The sequence below is a fragment of the Sphingomonas sp. 77B genome (genome assembly GCF_056497825.1).
Window position 1 is genome coordinate 2,968,330 of record NZ_JBWMBY010000001.1, and the last position, 17,008, is coordinate 2,985,337.

The 17,008-nt window shown below is 66.9% G+C and carries 17 protein-coding genes; 10 read left to right on the forward strand and 7 right to left on the reverse strand.

Features of this window, described 5'->3' with window-relative positions:
* The first annotated feature begins 104 nt into the window (after positions 1-104).
* From AC1GI4_RS13885 to AC1GI4_RS13900, 4 genes are read left to right on the forward strand one after another with little or no spacing between them, the layout of a single operon-like run.
* On the forward strand, positions 105-1,580 hold the full coding sequence (locus AC1GI4_RS13885) for an efflux transporter outer membrane subunit (RefSeq protein ID WP_479629895.1): 1,476 nt from the start codon (positions 105-107) through the stop codon (positions 1,578-1,580).
* Entirely contained in the window at positions 1,580-2,968 is a 1,389-nt protein-coding gene (locus AC1GI4_RS13890; RefSeq protein ID WP_479629896.1) for an efflux RND transporter periplasmic adaptor subunit, read from the forward strand. Before AC1GI4_RS13885 ends, AC1GI4_RS13890 begins: the two co-directional genes overlap by 1 nt.
* A complete protein-coding gene (locus tag AC1GI4_RS13895; RefSeq protein ID WP_294268478.1) occupies positions 2,958-3,689 on the forward strand; it encodes an ABC transporter ATP-binding protein in 732 nt (243 codons plus the stop codon). Before AC1GI4_RS13890 ends, AC1GI4_RS13895 begins: the two co-directional genes overlap by 11 nt.
* On the forward strand, positions 3,689-4,894 hold the full coding sequence (locus AC1GI4_RS13900; RefSeq protein WP_294268476.1) for an ABC transporter permease: 1,206 nt from the start codon (positions 3,689-3,691) through the stop codon (positions 4,892-4,894). Before AC1GI4_RS13895 ends, AC1GI4_RS13900 begins: the two co-directional genes overlap by 1 nt.
* Here the strand turns inward: AC1GI4_RS13900 and AC1GI4_RS13905 are convergent.
* The 5 genes from AC1GI4_RS13905 to AC1GI4_RS13925 are packed head-to-tail and all read right to left on the reverse strand — an operon-like array spanning position 4,863 to position 10,157.
* On the reverse strand, positions 4,863-5,486 hold the full coding sequence (locus AC1GI4_RS13905; protein WP_294268474.1) for a nucleotidyltransferase family protein: 624 nt from the start codon (positions 5,484-5,486) through the stop codon (positions 4,863-4,865). The two genes, AC1GI4_RS13900 and AC1GI4_RS13905, sit on opposite strands and share 32 nt — an antisense overlap.
* Complete coding sequence (locus AC1GI4_RS13910) at positions 5,473-6,396, reverse strand: XdhC family protein (protein ID WP_479629897.1); 924 nt, start codon at positions 6,394-6,396, stop codon at positions 5,473-5,475. Before AC1GI4_RS13910 ends, AC1GI4_RS13905 begins: the two co-directional genes overlap by 14 nt.
* Entirely contained in the window at positions 6,396-8,636 is a 2,241-nt protein-coding gene (locus AC1GI4_RS13915; RefSeq protein WP_479629899.1) for a xanthine dehydrogenase family protein molybdopterin-binding subunit, read from the reverse strand. The genes AC1GI4_RS13910 and AC1GI4_RS13915 overlap by 1 nt, the downstream gene beginning before the upstream one ends.
* 4 nt (positions 8,637-8,640) lie before the next feature.
* Positions 8,641-9,624 (reverse strand): FAD binding domain-containing protein, encoded by a 984-nt coding sequence (locus AC1GI4_RS13920; protein ID WP_479629900.1) that lies wholly within the window; start codon positions 9,622-9,624, stop codon positions 8,641-8,643.
* A complete protein-coding gene (locus AC1GI4_RS13925; protein ID WP_479629901.1) occupies positions 9,621-10,157 on the reverse strand; it encodes a 2Fe-2S iron-sulfur cluster-binding protein in 537 nt (178 codons plus the stop codon). The genes AC1GI4_RS13920 and AC1GI4_RS13925 overlap by 4 nt, the downstream gene beginning before the upstream one ends.
* A gap of 114 nt (positions 10,158-10,271) precedes the next feature.
* Here AC1GI4_RS13925 and AC1GI4_RS13930 point away from each other — a divergent pair, with 114 nt between their 5' ends.
* Together AC1GI4_RS13930 and AC1GI4_RS13935 are read left to right on the forward strand one after the other, a co-directional pair.
* A complete protein-coding gene (locus AC1GI4_RS13930) occupies positions 10,272-11,270 on the forward strand; it encodes a glycerophosphodiester phosphodiesterase (RefSeq protein WP_479630415.1) in 999 nt (332 codons plus the stop codon).
* Between the two features lie 14 nt (positions 11,271-11,284).
* On the forward strand, positions 11,285-11,593 hold the full coding sequence (locus tag AC1GI4_RS13935; protein ID WP_479629902.1) for a hypothetical protein: 309 nt from the start codon (positions 11,285-11,287) through the stop codon (positions 11,591-11,593).
* A gap of 21 nt (positions 11,594-11,614) precedes the next feature.
* Here the strand turns inward: AC1GI4_RS13935 and AC1GI4_RS13940 are convergent, their stop codons facing one another.
* Entirely contained in the window at positions 11,615-12,328 is a 714-nt protein-coding gene (locus AC1GI4_RS13940) for an esterase/lipase family protein (RefSeq protein ID WP_479629903.1), read from the reverse strand.
* Positions 12,316-13,011 carry a TIGR02117 family protein gene (locus tag AC1GI4_RS13945; protein WP_479629904.1) on the reverse strand — a complete coding sequence of 232 codons (696 nt, stop codon included), beginning with the start codon at positions 13,009-13,011 and terminating at the stop codon, positions 12,316-12,318. The genes AC1GI4_RS13940 and AC1GI4_RS13945 overlap by 13 nt, the downstream gene beginning before the upstream one ends.
* A gap of 14 nt (positions 13,012-13,025) precedes the next feature.
* On the opposite strand from AC1GI4_RS13945, the gene phhA reads away from it, so the two are divergent.
* The 4 genes from phhA (at position 13,026) to zapE (ending at position 16,916) form a co-directional block, all read left to right on the forward strand.
* A complete protein-coding gene (gene phhA / locus AC1GI4_RS13950; RefSeq protein ID WP_479629905.1) occupies positions 13,026-13,895 on the forward strand; it encodes a phenylalanine 4-monooxygenase in 870 nt (289 codons plus the stop codon).
* 147 nt (positions 13,896-14,042) lie between these two features.
* Entirely contained in the window at positions 14,043-14,618 is a 576-nt protein-coding gene (locus tag AC1GI4_RS13955) for an ATP-dependent Clp protease proteolytic subunit (RefSeq protein ID WP_294268452.1), read from the forward strand.
* Between the two features lie 110 nt (positions 14,619-14,728).
* A complete protein-coding gene (locus tag AC1GI4_RS13960; protein ID WP_183953080.1) occupies positions 14,729-15,508 on the forward strand; it encodes a succinate dehydrogenase iron-sulfur subunit in 780 nt (259 codons plus the stop codon).
* 295 nt (positions 15,509-15,803) lie between these two features.
* The gene (gene zapE, locus AC1GI4_RS13965) at positions 15,804-16,916 is read left to right on the forward strand and encodes a cell division protein ZapE (RefSeq protein ID WP_479629906.1); all 1,113 of its coding nucleotides are present in this window, start codon (positions 15,804-15,806) and stop codon (positions 16,914-16,916) included.
* Positions 16,917-17,008: the final 92 nt, after the last annotated feature.

The following is a 17,008-nucleotide window of genomic DNA, read 5'->3' on the forward strand; positions in this document are numbered from 1 at the left end:
TTTGAAACGTGCGTCGTCAAATGACGGAAATATGCCGCATCCGTCATACTTTGCGACAGAAATACACTGGACGGGGCCGTAACGGCACGGCACCTTCCTGCTCCATGAAGCCTCGCGCCCGCGTCCTTCTTCTGGCCCCGGCGGCCCTGTCCGCCTGTACGGTCGGTCCCGATTATCGTCCAGCCGCTCCGCAAGCGCTGGGGGTGCCCGACGTCTGGTCGGTGCCCGCCGCCAATGCGCAGGCGCAGGACCTGAGCCATTGGTGGCGGTCGTTTGACGATCCGCTGCTCGCCGAACTGGTCGAGCAGGCGGTGGTCGCCAACACCGATGTGGTCCAGGCGATCGCGCGGTTGCGCCAGGCGCGCGAAAGCCTGGTGCAGAGCCGCGCCTCGCTGCTGCCCAATGTCTCCGGCTCGACCGGCTATCAACGCAACGAGAATCTGCGCGGCGGCGGACGCAGCTTCACGCTGCCCGACGGCACGGTGGTCGACACCGGCGGCGGCGGGAGCAACAGCTTCACCGTCGGGCTTTCGGCCAGCTATCAAGTCGGCCTGTTCGGCGAGGTCCGCCGGACGGTCGAGGCGACCCGCGCGACCTATGAGGGCGCCGGGTTCAGCTATGCCGCCACGCTGCTGACCGTTGAGAGCGAATTGGCGCGCAATTATATGCTCGCGCGGGCCTATCAGGCGCAGCTGGCCAATGCGCGGGCCAGCCTTTCGCTACAGGACGACAATCTGGAGATTGCCGGTTTCCGGGTGCAGGCGGGGCTCGTTTCCTCGCTCGATGCCGAACAGGCGCGGGGCCAGCGGGCGCAGACCGCGGCGACCATCCCCTCGATCGAGCAGCAATATAACGCCGCCGTCTCGCGGCTGGGCGTGCTGACCGGGCAAGCCCCCGGTGCGGTCAAGACGCGGCTGGCGGCGGTCAGGCCGATCCCGACCGGCCCCGCCGTCATCGGCACCGGCATTCCCGCCGATATCCTGCGCCGCCGCCCCGATGTCCGCGCGGCCGAGCGCAATCTGGCCGCCGCTACCGCGCGGATCGGGGTGGCCCAGGCCGCGCTCTATCCCGCGCTCGCCATCTCCGGGAACATCAACACGGCGGCGACCAGCATCGGGTCGCTGGGCGATGCGATCACCGGCAGCCTGTTCGCCGGGCTGACCCAGGCGATCTTCAACGGCGGGCGGCTGCGCAGCCAAGTGCGTAACGCCCGGGCGCTCGCCGACCAGTCCTACGCCGCCTATCAGGGCACCGTCCTCCTCGCATTGGAGGATGTGGAAAACGCGATCGTCGCGCTCAACACGGCCCGCGCGCGCGAGCGGCAATTCGCCATCCAGCTCGACGCCGCGCGCAACTCGGCGATTTTGGCGCGCAGCCAGTATCGCTCGGGCCTCACCGACTTCACCACCCTGTCGCAACAGGAGGCGGCGTTCCTGAACGCACAGAACGGGCTGGTTCAGGCCCGCTCCGACGCCGCGACCGCGCAGGTCGCGCTGTTCGCCGCGCTGGGCGGCGGCTGGGACGACACGACCACCCCCGAAGCGCCGCCGCGCCTCGCCACAACCCCGGACAACCGCTGATGGCCGACCAGACTCTCGACGATTTCCTGGGCGTGAAGCCGCAGCCGCGCTGGCGCAAATGGGTGCAGTGGGGCGTGGTGATCGTCGGCGTCGTCCTGCTGGCGCTGCTGTTGAAGAGCTGCTTCGGCGGATCGAAGGAGGCGGGCTATGCGACCGCGCCGGTCACGCGCGGCAACCTGACCGTCACCGTCTCGGCGACTGGCAAGCTGGCCCCGACCAACCAGGTGACGGTGGGCTCTCAGCTGTCGGGCCTCGTCACCAAGGTCGTGGTCGATGTGAACGACCGGGTGAAGGCGGGCGAGGCGCTGGCGCTGATCGATCCCGAACAGATCGACGATCAGATCCGCGCGGCGCAGGCGACGCTGGCCGCCAATGTCGCGCAGGTGGCGCAGGCGCGCGCGACCGTCTCGGAATCGCAGGCGCAGCTTGCACGGCTGGAACAGGTCTATAAGCTGTCGAACGGCCGCGTGCCCTCCGCCACCGAACTCCAGGCGGGGCGTGCCGATGCCCAGCGTGCGGTCGCCGCGCTTCGCGTGGCGGAGGCCAATGTGACGGCCGCCCGCGCGCAGCTCGCCCAGTCGCAGACCCAGCGCCAGCGTGCGATCATCCGCTCGCCGGTGTCGGGTGTGGTGCTGGCGCGGCAGGTCGATCCGGGCCAGACGGTCGCGGCGTCGTTCAACACGCCGACCCTGTTCGTCATCGCCGAAGACCTGACCAAGATGAAGCTGGAGGTGGCGATCGACGAGGCCGATGTCGGCGAGGTGAAGGTCGGGCAAAAGGCCGATTTCACCGTCGACGCCTTTCCGGGGCGGACTTTCCCGGCGACGATCACCCGTGTCGATCTGGGATCGAACCTGACGGTGAGCGCGGCGACCTCGTCCGCGTCATCGACCAGCAGCGCCGCGTCGACCACGGGGCAGGTGGTCAGCTATGCCGCCGATCTGACGGTGGCGAATCCCGACCTGCAACTGCGCCCCGGCATGACCGCGACCGCCGATATCGTGACGTCGGACAAGAAGAACGTCCTGCTGATCCCCAACGCCGCGCTGCGCTTCAAGCCGTCGGACGGCGCGCAAGCGGGCGGCGGTGGCATCGCCGGATCGCTGACCTTCCGTCCGCGCCGCGACCGGGCCGCGCGCACCGCGACCGTTCAGCGCGGCGCGACGCAGACCGTCTATGTCCGTGGGCAAGACGGCAAGCCGCAGCCGATCCAGATCGTCACCGGCGACACCAACGGATCGATGACCGAAGTGCTGTCGGGCGGCCTGAAGCCCGATATGCAGGTCATCACCGGCCAACTGTCGGGCGGCGAGACTTCGGCTCCGCGTAGTGGCGGCCAGCGGCGTCAGGGCGGCGGCCAGCAGGGCGGGGGTGGCGGTGGCCGCTGACGCCGCGCTCATCCAGCTTCGCGGCGTCACCAAGACCTATGGCAGTGGCGCGACCCAGTTCCAGGCGCTGAAGGGCGTCGACCTGGACATCGCGGCGGGCGATTTCGTCGCGGTGATGGGGCCTTCGGGGTCGGGCAAGTCGACCACGATGAACATATTGGGCTGTCTCGACGTGCCGAGCGGCGGCAATTTCCTGTTCCGCGGCCATCCTGTCGAGACGCTCGACCGGGACCAGCGCGCGATGCTGCGGCGGCGCTATCTGGGCTTCGTGTTCCAGGGCTTCAACCTGTTGTCGCGCACGACCGCGCTGGAGAATGTCGAGCTGCCCCTGCTCTATCGCGGCGAGGACAAACGGACGCGGCGCGAGCTGGGCATGGCGGCGTTGGAGAAGGTCGGCCTCGACAAATGGTGGGACCATACCCCCGCCGAACTGTCGGGCGGGCAGCAGCAACGCGTGGCGATCGCCCGCGCCATCGTCACCAGCCCCGACGTCCTTCTGGCCGACGAGCCGACCGGCAATCTCGATTCCGAACGCTCGGTGGAGATCATGGAACTGCTGACCGGGCTCAACCGGGACAGCGGCATCACCGTGCTGATGGTCACGCATGAGCCCGACATGGCGGCGTTCGCGCGCACCGTGATCCATTTCAAGGACGGGCTGGTCGACCGGATCGAGGCGCAGCACCGGCCGGGCGAAATACCGCAGATGGATGGGCACTGATGTTCGGCACCACGCTCCTCCTCGCGATCCGCTCAATCCGGCGGCACATGCTGCGCTCGTTCCTGACGACGCTGGGCATCATCATCGGCGTCGGCGCGGTCGTGACCATGGTGACGCTGGGCAAGGCGACGACGGCGGCCGTGCAGCAGTCGATTTCGTCGCTGGGCACCAACATCCTCCAGGTCCGCCCCGGTCAGGGCTTCGGCCGCGGCGGCGGCGGCCCGCGTCCGCCCGACTTCAAGCCCGAGGATGTCGACGCGATCGCCGACCAGATCGCGGGCGTTACGGCGGTGGCACCCCAGGCACAGACGACCGCGACCGCCATCTATGAAGGCGCCAACTGGTCGACGACCGTCACCGGCACCACGCTCGCCTATTTCACCGTCCAGCCCTGGCCGCTGGCCTCCGGGCGATACTGGACCGGGGCGGAGCAGGCGGCGGGCAAGGCGGTGTGCGTCATCGGCAATACCGTGCGCCAGAACCTGTTCCGCAATACCGAGGCGGTCGGCAAGCGCTTCCGCATCGGGGCGATCAGCTGCGACGTGATCGGCGTGCTGACGACGCGCGGGCAGGGGGGCTTTGGCGACCAGGACGACGTCGTGCTGATGCCGATCAAGGCGGTGCAGCGCCGCTTCACGGGCAGCCGCGACATCCGCCTGATGCTGGTCGGCGTCGACCAGGCCTATTCGACCAGCGCGGTCCAATCGGCGCTCACCGACCTCCTGCGCGAACGGCGCAACATCACCGGCGGCAAGGACGATGACTTCAACATCTTCGACACCAAGCAGATCAGCGATACGCTGACCAGCACGACGACCATGCTGACCCGCATCGTCGCGGCGGTGGCGGCGATCAGCCTGGTGGTCGGCGGCATCGGCATCATGAACATCATGCTTGTGTCCGTGACCGAACGGACGCGCGAGATCGGCATCCGCTTGGCGATCGGCGCGGTCGCGCGCGAGGTGCTGATGCAGTTCCTGGTCGAGGCGGTGGTGCTGTCCTGCCTGGGCGGGATCATCGGGCTGATCCTGGCGCAGGCGATCATCGCCCTTCTCGTGCCCCTGATGCAGGTGCCATGGACCTTCGACCCGCAGATCAACGTGATCGCCTTTGCGATCTCGGCGGTGATCGGCGTGGTCTTCGGCTATTTTCCCGCACGGCGGGCGGCGGCCCTCAATCCGATTGACGCGCTACGGCACGAGTGATCGTCCGCTCGGGCGCATGGACGAGCTGGCGCAGGCGTTCCAGATCCTCGGGCGTATCGATGTCGATCAACTCGGCGGGCGCGGTGACGACATGGCGCCCGCCCGCCACCAGCTTGCGGCCGCCCTCGTCGCCTTCCAGCTTGAGCAGCGCCTCGAACTGGCCGGCACCGAACACGCCCGGCGGGGTGGGGTGTTCGCCGTTGCTCGACACCACGATCGAATCCGGCCCGTCAAAAGCGTCGAACAGGCGATAGATGTGCGCCGCGGTGACACGCGGCATATCGGCCAGCGCGATCAGGATCGCCTGGGGCGACGCCTTCATCGCCTCGCGCACGCCAAGATGCAGCGAGTGGGACATGCCCTGACCGATATCGTCATTATGGATGACCCGGTAACCGCGTGAGCCGAAGTCGAGCTGGCACCCGTCGGTCACCACGATTCGGTCGGCGAAGGGAATGCTTTCCAGCGCGGTGGTGACGTGGAACCCGACCGGCTTGCCGAGAAATTCGGCCTCCAGCTTGTTTCCGGTCCCGAAGCGGCTCGACTGTCCGGCGGCCAGCAGGACCAGGGCCACATCCTTAGGGTCGATCATGAAAGGCTCCTATCATCGCCGCCGCGATCGACAGCGCGATCTCGGAGGGGCCGATCGCACCGATATCGAGGCCGACAGGGCCATCGATCCGGTCGATCGCCTGGGGAGAAACGCCCATCGTGGCCAGACGCTCCCGCCGCGCGGCATGGCTGCGCCGACTGCCCAGCGCGCCGACATAAGCGGTATCGCTGGCGAGCGCGGCTACCAGTGCGGGATCGTCGATCTTGGTGTCATGGCTCAGCGTCACAACGGCGGTCGCCGGACCTGGCGTATAGGCCGCCACCGCCTCGTCGGGCCAGCGATCGTCCAGCGTGACGCCGGGGAAGCGTTCCTCGGTCAGGAAACGCGCGCGCGGGTCGATGACGACGGTCGCGATGCCCAAGGTCTGTGCCAGTTGCGCCAGGCTCTGCGCGATCTGCACCGCGCCGACGATCAGCAGGCGGCGCGGCGGGTCGTAGCGGTTGGCGAAGACCTCGCCGGTCTCGACGGGGCGCAGGTCCGAGCGGCCGGTGGTCAGGTCGGTGGTGACGGTCAGCGCACAGCCTTGTTCGCGGGCTTCGGCGATGCGGTCGAACAGCTCGGGGTCGAAACCCTCCGCCGATACCGGCTGCACCATGACCGCGATCTCGCCGCCACAGGGCAGTCCGACTTCCCATGCCGAGGCGTCCGCCACGCCGTAGCGCTTTACCTGAAAGGGAGCACCCGCGATGACCTCGGCGGCCGTGTGGAGGATGTCGTTCTCGACACAGCCGCCCGACACCGATCCCTCGAACCGGCCATCGGCATGAACCAGCATGTGGCTGCCGCGCGGGCGTGGTGCCGACCCCCAGGTCGACACCACCGTCGCAATCGCCATGGGCTCGCCGCGCCATGTCCGGGCCGCGGCGAGGATACTGTCATGGTCGCTCATCAAAGCGCCGGGAGATGGTCGAGCAGCTTGTCGAGCGTCACCGGCATCTCGCGCACCCGCACGCCGGTGGCGTTGTAGATGGCGTTGACCACGGCGGGCGCCGCGCCGGAAATGCCCAGCTCGCCGATCCCCTTGGCATGGATCGGGTTGGCATGGATGTCGCGCTCGTCGAGGAAGTGGACTTCCAGCTGGGGCACGTCGGCGTTCACCGGCACATGATATTCGGCCAGGTCGTGGTTGACCAGCTTGCCGGTGCGCGGATCGTGGATCAGATCCTCGGTCAGCGCGGTGCCGATACCGAAGGTCATGCCGCCCAGGCACTGCGAGCGCGCCGTCTTGGCGTTGAGCACGCGCCCGGCCGCGAACACGCCCAGCATCCGCCGCACGCGTACCTCGCCGGTGACGACATTGACGCCGACTTCGGCGAAATGCGCGCCATAGCCCGCCTGGTTATACTGTTTTTCCTGCGCGCCGGGCTTGATCTCCCCGATGGCGGACAGGCTCTTCTCGCCGACCAGTTCGCCGATCGGCACCGAGCGGTTGTCGCCGATCGCCATGCCGTCCTTCAGCGTCAGCGAGTCGGCATCGACGCCCATCGCCTTGGCGAGTTTTTCGCGCACGCGTTCCGCGGCCAGATAGACCGCCGAACCAGCCGAGCCCGCGCCCCAGGAGCCGCCCGACCCGGCGGCGGGGGGATCGTTGGTATCGCCCAGCGCCATCGTCACCCGCTCGACCGGCAGGCCCAGGATCTCGGCGGCGATCTGCGCCATGATCGTGTAGCTGCCCGTGCCGATATCGGTCATCGCGGACGAGACGGTGGCGGTGCCGTCGGGATGCAGCTCGACCTTGGCCGAGGACTGCTGGAGCATGTTGGAGCGCGTCGCTGAAGCGACGCCCATGCCGATCAGCCAGTCGCCCTCGCGCCGCTGGCCCGCCGCCTGGCGCTGGTCCCAGCCGAACTGCCTGGCGCCTTCCTCCAGCGCGCGGGTCAGTTGCCGCGACGAATAGGGGACCTTCAACTCGGGGTCCTGCTCGGGTTCGTTGATCTTGCGCAATTCGATCGGATCGATGCCGACCGCCTCGGCAAGCTCGTCCATCGCGCATTCCAGGCCGACCATGCCGACCGCCTCGCCCGGCGCACGCATCGAGCCCGACAGGGTCCAGTTCAGCCGGACGACGTCGTGATTGATCCGCCGGTTCTCACCGCCATAAAGGAAGTGCGTGCCGATCCCGACGGGCTCGAAGAAATCCTCGTCGGGCAGGTTGGAGGTGATCGCCTCATGGCCCAGCGCCACGATCTTGCCGCCCGCCTCGGCACCCAGCCGCATCCGCTGTTCGGTGTTGGAGCGGCGGACGGTGGCGTCGAACACCTGCTGGCGCAGCATCACCGCCTTGACCGGGCGGCCCAGCTGCTTGGCGGCGATGGCGGCGGCCACGCTCTCGGGCGCGATGCCCAGCTTCGAGCCGAACCCGCCACCGATATAGCGCGCAATGATCCGAACCTTGGACTGGGAGATACCCAGCGCCTTGGCGAGCTGCTGCGCGTCCGAGGTCGGCATCTGGTATGCGCCGTACAGCGTCAGCGCGCCGTCTTCCCAAACCGCGATGGAGGCATGGGGCTCCATCGCCGCCGAGTTCTGGCTGGGGGTGGTGTAGGTCACGTCGACCTTCACCGCCGCGCCGTCGAACGCCTTGTCGAAATCGCCCTGGTCGTAATGGCCCTTGATTAGACCGTCCGGGGCGGGCTCGGCCTTGTCCTTGTTGGCCTCATAGTCGAACGCACCGTCATCGAGCGGTTCGTAATCGACCTTAAGCTGCTTGGCCGCGTCACGCGCGACCTCGAAGCTCTCGGCGACGACGATCGCAATGATCTCGCCGAAATAGTCGACCGTCCGCACGCCCTGCGTCGGCGCACTCGTCTCGCCGCCCTGCTGCGAATTGCGGATGAAGGTGTCGTAATCCGTAATGACGTCGATGACGCCGGGGATCGCCTTGACCGCATCGGCATCGATCGCCTTGATCTTGGCGTGACCCTTGGTCGCACCGACCAGCACGCCGTGCGCAATATTCTCGATGGCGTATTCGGCGGCGTAGGTCGCGGTGCCCGTCACCTTTTTCGGGCCGTCGACGCGGTCGAGCGGTTTGGAAATCACCCCCTGCGCGCCCGTATCGAGCAGGCTGTCGGGATGCGGCTGATTCATGGTCAGCGAATGTGTGTCGTCCTTGCCGAATCCGAACATGGGATCAGCCCTCCTGCGTCAGTTCACGGAGCGTCGCGATCAACGTGCGGCGCGTCAGCGGAATCTTGAAATCGTTCGAGCCATGGCCCCTGGCATCCGCCAGCAGCGCATCGGCCGCGGCGTTGAAGGCGGCGTCGGTCGGTTCCTGCCCGACCAGCGCGGCCTCCACCGCCTCGTTCCGCCACGGCATCGGGCCGAGGCCCCCGAAGGCGAGCCGCGCCGAGCTGATCCGGCCACCCTTTACCGCGACGATCCCGGCGACCGAGACCAGCGCGAAGGCATAGGACGCGCGGTCGCGCACCTTGCGATAGGTCTGGCGGCCCGCAGGCGCGGGGGGCAGCTCGACATGGGTGATAAGCTCACCTGGCTCCAGCACATTCTCGATCTCGGGCGTCGACCCCGGCAAGCGATAGAAGTCGCCGATCGCGATGCGGCGGCGGTCGCCGTCCGGCTTCTGCGTGACGATCACCGCCTCCAGCGCGCGCATGGCGACCGCCATGTCGCTGGGATGGGTGGCGATGCACTGGTCCGAGGTGCCGAGGACCGCGAGGATGCGGTTCTCTCCACCGATCGCCGAACAGCCGCTGCCCGGCTCACGCTTGTTGCAGGGGGTGGCGGGGTCATAGAAATAATAGCAGCGCGTCCGCTGGAGCAGATTGCCGCCAGTCGATGCCTTGTTGCGCAACTGCCCCGAGGCCCCGGCCAGCAATGCGCGCGACAGCACCGGATAGCGCTCGATCACGCGCGGGTCGGCGGCCAGGTCGCTGTTGGGCACCAGCGCGCCGATGGTCAGGCCGCCATCCTCGCGCTCCTCGATCTCGGTCAGCGGCAGGCGGCTGATGTCGATCAGCGTCTCGGGCGTCTCGACCTGCAATTTCATCAGGTCGAGCAGGTTGGTGCCCCCGGCGATGAAGCGCGCGCCGGGTACGGCTCCGTCTTTCGTGGCGGTCGCGACCGAGTCGGCGCGGGCATAGTCGAACAGTTTCATGCCGCGACCTCCCGGCCCACATCCTCATTGGGATTGCGGTCGCCCAGACCGGCCACGTCGCGGATCGCATCGACGATATTGGGATAGGCGGCGCAGCGACACAGATTGCCGCTCATCCGCTCGGAGATTTCCTCGACCGTCAGCTCGGCCGCGCCCAGGTCCTCGGTGACATGGCTGGGCCAGCCCTTCTTGACCTCGTCCATCATGCCGACCGCCGAGCAGATCTGGCCTGGCGTGCAATAGCCGCACTGGAAGCCGTCATGGCGAACGAAGGCGTCCTGAAGCGGATGGAGATTGCCCGGCTGGCCCAGCCCCTCGATCGTGGTGATCTCGTCATCCTGATGCATCACCGCCAGCGTCAGGCAGCTGTTCACCCGGCGGCCGTTGACCAGCATCGTGCACGCCCCGCACTGGCCGTGGTCGCATCCCTTCTTGGAGCCGGTCAGCCCCAGATGCTCGCGACACAGGTCGAGCAGCGACGTTCGGACATCGACTTCGATGTCATGCGATTGACCATTGATTGTGAAATGCATGGGCGCATCCCCTTTGGGATTAGAATTGGATGAAACAACGCCATGATTTCCGCACGTTTCCCGTTGCGAACCACTCTCATTGCCGCCGTGCTGATCTTCGGGCAGTCTGAGGCCATGTCCGCCGACCTCGCCAAGCCGCTATCGTCGCCCATCGTCATCGCGCACCGCGGGGCGAGCGGGCAGCGTCCCGAACACACGCTGGCCGCCTATGACCTGGCGATCCGCGAGGGCGCGGACGTGATCGAGCCCGATCTGGTGCCGACAAAGGACGGCCACCTCGTCGCCCGGCACGAGAACGAGATTTCGGGCACCACCGATGTCGCCGCGCACCCCGAATTCGCCGATCGCAAGAGGACGAAGACGATCGACGGCCAGACCGAAACCGGCTGGTTCACCGAGGATTTCACTCTGGCCGAGCTGAAGACGCTTCGTGCCCGTGAACGCCTGCCGCAGCTGCGCTCGACCGCCTATGACGGCCAGTTCCAGATCCCGACGCTGGAAGAGATCATCGCACTGGCCAAGCAACGGTCGAAGGAACTGGGGCGGACCATCGCCATCTATCCCGAAACCAAGCACCCGACCTATTTCGCGTCGATCGGCATGGGGACCGATGCCCCGCTGGTCGCGGCGCTTAACAAGGCCGGGTGGAAGACGGCGGATGCGCCGGTGTTCATCCAGTCGTTCGAGGTGAACAACCTCAAGCACATCAAAACGATGACCGGCATCCGCCTGATCCAGCTGGTCGCGGGCGAGGGTGGCCCCGCCGACGATGCCGCGCCGAGCTATGCCGCGATGATGACGCCGGAAGGATTGAAGCAGGTCGCGACCTATGCCTGGGGGATCGGGCCGGACAAGGCGATGTTGTGGAAGGGCGATGCGCCCACGACGCTGGTCGCGGATGCGCACGGCTCGGGCCTGCGTGTCCATCCCTGGACGTATCGGGCGGAAAATGTCTTCGTGCGGCCCGCCTTTCGTCGGGGCGAGGATCCCAAGGCGCATGGCGATGTCGCGGGGGAAATTCGCGCCGCGCTGGGCCAGGGCATCGACGGTTTCTTCACCGATTTCCCGCAAATCGGGGTAGACACGCGCAACGCCTATTTGCGCACCCGCTGAAAGACCCCGTGACCATGCGTAACCTTGTCCTGAAACTCGCCGTCCTGACCCTGCCGCTGGCGACCGGAGGCTGCGTCAAGACGGTGGCCAGCGTGGTGAAGGCGCCGTTCCAGGCGGCGGGGCAGGTGGTCGACTGGACGACGACCAGCCAGGACGAGGCGGATCGCAATTACGGCCGCAAGATGCGCAAGCAAGAGGCCAAGGAAGGCCGTGCTCGCCGCGACTATGAGAAGCAGTGCCGCAAGCACCCCGACCAATGCCGGCAGAACCCGCAGGGCCAGCCCAGCCAACAGGGCTATGACGGCTATCGCGCCGGCTACTGACCCCGGCTAGCGCCCCCCCGGCTATCGACCGCTGGCGGGCGGCGGCCATCCCGCGAGGATGGTCGCCACCGCCGCCAGCACCTGCGGCCGGTTCTGCACCCATAGATGGCTGGAGCGGACCTCGACCGCCGGGGTCGTGTCGTCGCGGCAGATCGTGCCTGCGACCAGCCCGTCGCTCCGGCTCCAGATCGCGGCGGAGGGGCAGGGCAGAGGACCGGCGATCGCCGCCGAGCGGGCGATCACGGCCGGATCATCCACCCGCTCGCCGGTCAGCCGCTCGAACGCCCGCCAGACATTGGTCGCGCGCGGCGAGCCCGCATAAGGCGAGGCGACGGTGATGACCCCTGCAACGATATCGGGGCGGGCCTGCGCCACCATGCGCGCCATGATGCCGCCCAGGCTGATGCCGATCAGCGTCACCGAGCCTCGGGATGCGCGTGCTTCGACGCGGGCGATCAGTCGCCCGGCATCCGGCCCGACGCTGCGGATACCCAGGTTGCGCCCCAGTCCCCAGTCGTGCACGCGGTAGCCCTTGGCCGTCAGATATCGGCGCAAAAGGATTGTCGCACGGTCGGTATTGACCAGGCCGGGCAGCACCATGACCGTTCGTCCGTCTCCCTTCGGCGCGGCGGCGAGCACGTCGCGGTGCCGCCACCAGGTCGCACCCATCCAGAGCGCGCGCGGCAGCTCGGCGGCCCAGAGCGCTTTCGAGGGCGGCGGGATCACAGCCACCACGTCACCGTCCATGGAAAGGGCGTCCACCACCCCATCCGCACCCCCGCCGCCGCCAGTGCATCGCCGGTCCAGCTGTTGCAGGTGTGCGTGGCGCTGTACCGTCCATTCGCTTCGTAGAAGGCGTCATACACGTCATAGCCCGGATCATGCCGCCCGCCCCGCCGCCAGCTCGCCTGGATGAACGCGACGAGCTTGTGATAGGCCTGCGGCGACAGGCGGATCATGCGGATATCGCCGCCATTGGCGCGGGGTAGCGGCAGGTGGTCGACATGGATCAGCGTCCGGTCGCTGCCCAGCGCGGCGTGCAGGATCGTGCCCGGCTTCACGTCGCGCCAGTGCGGCGTTTCGCGAAAGAAGCCCGCCTCGCCCCAGCCGATGGCGAGGAAGGGAAAGCCCGCATAGCGCGGATCGCGCAGGTCCTGCCCCGGCGCCCAGTCGCGCCAGTCCATCCCCGCCGCCTGTTTGGGCACGATGATCGCGGTGTGGACCGCGCTCGACTCGACGAAGAGGGTGACGGCATCCGCACCCGCGGCCGGTGCGGGTATGGTCGTCCGGGGAATCGCACCCAGCGCCAGCCCCAGGCCGAAATAGCCGAACAGGATCAGGCCGATCGCGACCGCAGCCCCCCTTGCAACGTGCCCCAGCCGTCGCCACGATATGGTTTCATTTGTCACCATCATCATGATAGGCTCCGCGAATGGCACAGGATACCCATGTTCTCGCCGCCCCGCCCGAAGGCGCCGGAGCCGACTGGACCATCCCGCAGGGGTGGGAGCATTACACGGCGGAAGAGCACGCAACCTGGGATACGCTGTTCGCCCGCCAGTCCAAGCTGCTGCCCGGTCGCGCGTCGGAGGCGTATCTGCGTGGGCTGGACGTGCTCAAGCTGTCGCGACCGGGCATTCCCGATTTCGAGGAACTGTCCGAACGGCTGATGAAGCTGACCGGCTGGCAGGTGGTGGCGGTGCCGGGACTGGTGCCCGACGACGTGTTCTTCGACCACATGGCCAATCGCCGCTTCGTCGCAGGCAATTTCATCCGGCGGCCCGACCAGCTCGATTATCTTCAGGAACCGGACGTGTTTCACGACGTGTTCGGCCATGTGCCGATGCTCGCCGATCCGGTCTTCGCCGACTATCTCGCCGCCTATGGGCGCGGCGGGCAGCGGGCGCTGGGCATGGATGCGCTGAAATATCTCGGGCGGCTCTACTGGTACACGGTCGAGTTCGGGCTGGTGCGCGAAGGCGGTGACCTGCGAATCTACGGCGCGGGGATCGTGTCGAGCTATTCGGAAAGCCGTTTCGCGCTGGAGGACCCGAGCCCCAACCGGATCGGCTTCGACCTCGCGCGTGTGATGCGGACCGAATACCGGATCGACGATTTCCAGCAGAATTACTTCGTGATCCCGAGCTACGAGGCGTTGCTCAAGACCACGCTGGAGACGGACTTCGCGCCGCTTTACGAGGAGATCAAGGCGTTGCCGGATATTCCCGTAGCGGAGATCGTGGAAGGGGATGACGTGCTGACGCGGGGCACGCAGGAATATGCGCAGGGGAAACGGGGATAGGGTTTCCCTTGGGCTTCGAATTCGCTCAGCCTCAACGGCGTTCGGGGACAAGGCTCCGTTCAGCCTGAGCGAAGTCGAAGGCCACGCCTCAACCCCGCCCCGAACCCTCGAACCGGAACCTTATCCCGCACCCCCGGTTCGCCCATCATGCATGACGAACCCAACAGAGCGGTGAAATACCCGCTGCTCGCCCAGCCCCATGTCCAGCTCTACGGCACGGTGGACGAGGTGATGTATGCCGGTTTCAAGGACCAGCTTGCCGCAGCCCCGACCGAGGGGCCGCTGGTCGTGTCGATCACCACTTTGGGCGGCGACCCGGAAATGGCGCGGGCCATGGGCGACTCGATCCGTCTGCTGCGCGACTATACCGGGCGGGAGACGCTGTTCCTGGGCAAGGTCGCGGTCTATTCGGCGGGGGCGACTTTCATGTCGGCCTTTCCGGTCGAGACGCGCTTCCTGACGCGTGGCACCCGCCTGATGCTGCATGAGCGGCAGATGTCGGGTTCGATCGACCTGACCGGCCCGCTGACCAGCCTGCCCGCGATCCTGAAGGCCAAGCTGCACGAGATCGAGCAGTCGGTCCTGATCCAGGAGGAGGGCTTCCGCGCCATCGTCAACGGTTCGCAGGTATCGTTCGAGACCTTACGCGAAAAGGCGACGAGCAACTGGTATATCGACGCCGAGGAAGCGCGCGACCTGGGTCTGGTCCTTGATGTGATCTGAGCCAGCGCCTAAATCGCGCGAAGACATTTGCGACAACCGGCCCTGTCATGTATCGGCTCTGCTAATCCTTTGCCGGTCCCGGGACCGGCCCATCCAGCGGGTTTGTGACCATGGCCGAATTTGCCCTGCCGAAGAACAGCGTCATCAAGAAGGGCGAAACGCATCAGGCGACCAGCGGCGGCCGCCTGAAAAAGTTCAAGGTCTATCGCTACGACCCCGATTCGGGTCAGAACCCGCGCTATGATACGTTCGAGGTCGACTTGGACGAGTGCGGCCCGATGGTGCTCGATGCGCTCATCAAGATGAAGGCCGAGCAGGACAGCTCGCTGACCTTCCGCCGTTCGTGCCGCGAGGGTATTTGCGGGTCGTGTGCGATGAACATCGACGGCCGCAACGGCCTGGCCTGCACCACCGCGATCGAGGATGTGAAGGGCACCGTCCAGATCACCCCGCTGCCGCACATGGACGTGGTCAAGGACCTGGTCCCCGACTTCACGCACTTCTATGCGCAGTACGCGTCGATCAAGCCGTGGCTGCAGACCGTGTCGCCCGCCCCCTCGGGCAAGGAGCGGCTCCAGTCCCCGGACGACCGCGCCAAGCTCGACGGCCTGTACGAGTGCATCCTGTGCGCCTGCTGCTCGACTTCGTGCCCCAGCTATTGGTGGAACAGCGACAAGTTCCTGGGGCCAGCGATCCTGCTCCAGGCGTACCGCTGGCTGGCCGACAGCCGCGACGAGATGACCGGCGAGCGTCTCGACGAGCTGGAGGATCCCTTCCGCCTGTACCGTTGCCACACGATCATGAACTGCGCGAATGTCTGCCCCAAGGGTCTGAACCCGGCCAAGGCGATCGCGGAAATCAAGAAGATGGAAGCCGAGCGGGTCATCTGATCCCTCCGTCATTGCGAGGAGCGCAGCGACGCGGCAATCCAATGACGGATCGCACGACGCTTTGGATTGCTTCGCTTCGCTCGCAATGACGGCGGAGGTGTAGAAGGGGGTCGGAAACGGCCCCCTTTTTTTGTTTCGGCCCTGGTTCCCAAGCGACCTTCACCCTTCCGGCGCTAACGCGCCTCCCTCCCTCTCCCGATGGGAGAGGGAAGGGGCCCGCCCGCGTTAGCGGGTGGGAAGGGTGAGGGTGGAGAGGGGTTGACGCGCGGCAGGTCAGGGCAGACATCGCCGCTACATGCCCGACATCCTCAACGCCTATCGCCGCCTGATCGAGGCCGACGAACTCCGCCCCGATCCCGAACAGGCCGCCGCCGCCGCCCGGCTCGAGCAACTCGCGACCGAACTGGAAACCCCGCGCAAGACCGGGCTTTTCGCCCGGCTGACCGGGAAGGGCGCGCCCGCCCCCAAGGGCGTCTATCTCTGGGGCGATGTCGGGCGCGGCAAGTCGATGCTGATGGACCTGTTTTTCGATCACGTCGCGGTCGAGGCCAAGCGCCGCGTCCACTTCGCCGAGTTCATGCTGGAGGTCCACGCCCGCATCGCCACCGAGCGCGCCAAGCAGGCGGGCGACCCGATCGCCCCGGTCGCCGCCGCACTGGCCGGGGAAGTGCGGCTGCTGGCGTTCGATGAGATGATGGTGACCAACAGTCCCGACGCGATGATCCTGTCGCGACTGTTCACCGCGCTGATCGAGGCGGGGGTGACGATCGTCACCACCTCCAACCGGCCGCCCAAGGACCTCTACAAGAACGGGCTCAACCGCGAGCATTTCCTGCCCTTCATCGCGCTGATCGAGGACCGGCTGGACGTGCTGGCGCTCAATGGCCCGACCGATTACCGCCGCGATCGGCTGGGGCGGTTGGACACCTGGCTGGTCCCCAATGGACCGAAGGCGACGATGACGCTGTCGGCGGCGTTCTTCCGCCTGACCGACTATCCGGTCGAGGATGCCGCGCATGTACCCTCGGAGGATTTGAAGGTCGGCGGTCGCGTGCTGCATGTCCCCAAGGCGCTGAAGGGCGTCGCGGTCTTCTCGTTCAAACGGCTGTGCGGCGAGGCGCGCGGGGCGGCGGACTATCTGGCGGTGGCGCGGCGTTTCCACACCGTCATCCTGGTCGGCATCCCCAAGCTGGGGCCCGAGAATCGCAACGAGGCGGCGCGCTTCGTCCAGCTCATCGATGCGCTCTATGAACACAAGGTCAAGCTGCTCGCCGCAGCCGACGCCCAGCCCGCCTTACTCTACGAAACCGGCGATGGTCGGTTCGAGTTCGAGCGTACGATCAGCCGGTTGGAAGAGATGCGTTCCGACGAGTATCTGGCCCAGGGCCATGGTTCGCTGGAGGCTTAATCGCACCTTAATGCACTTGCGAACTATTATCGTTTAAAATCTTAAACTCTGTGGAATAACGGTTGCCCCGACGCTGCAATAGGCGTAGGCCG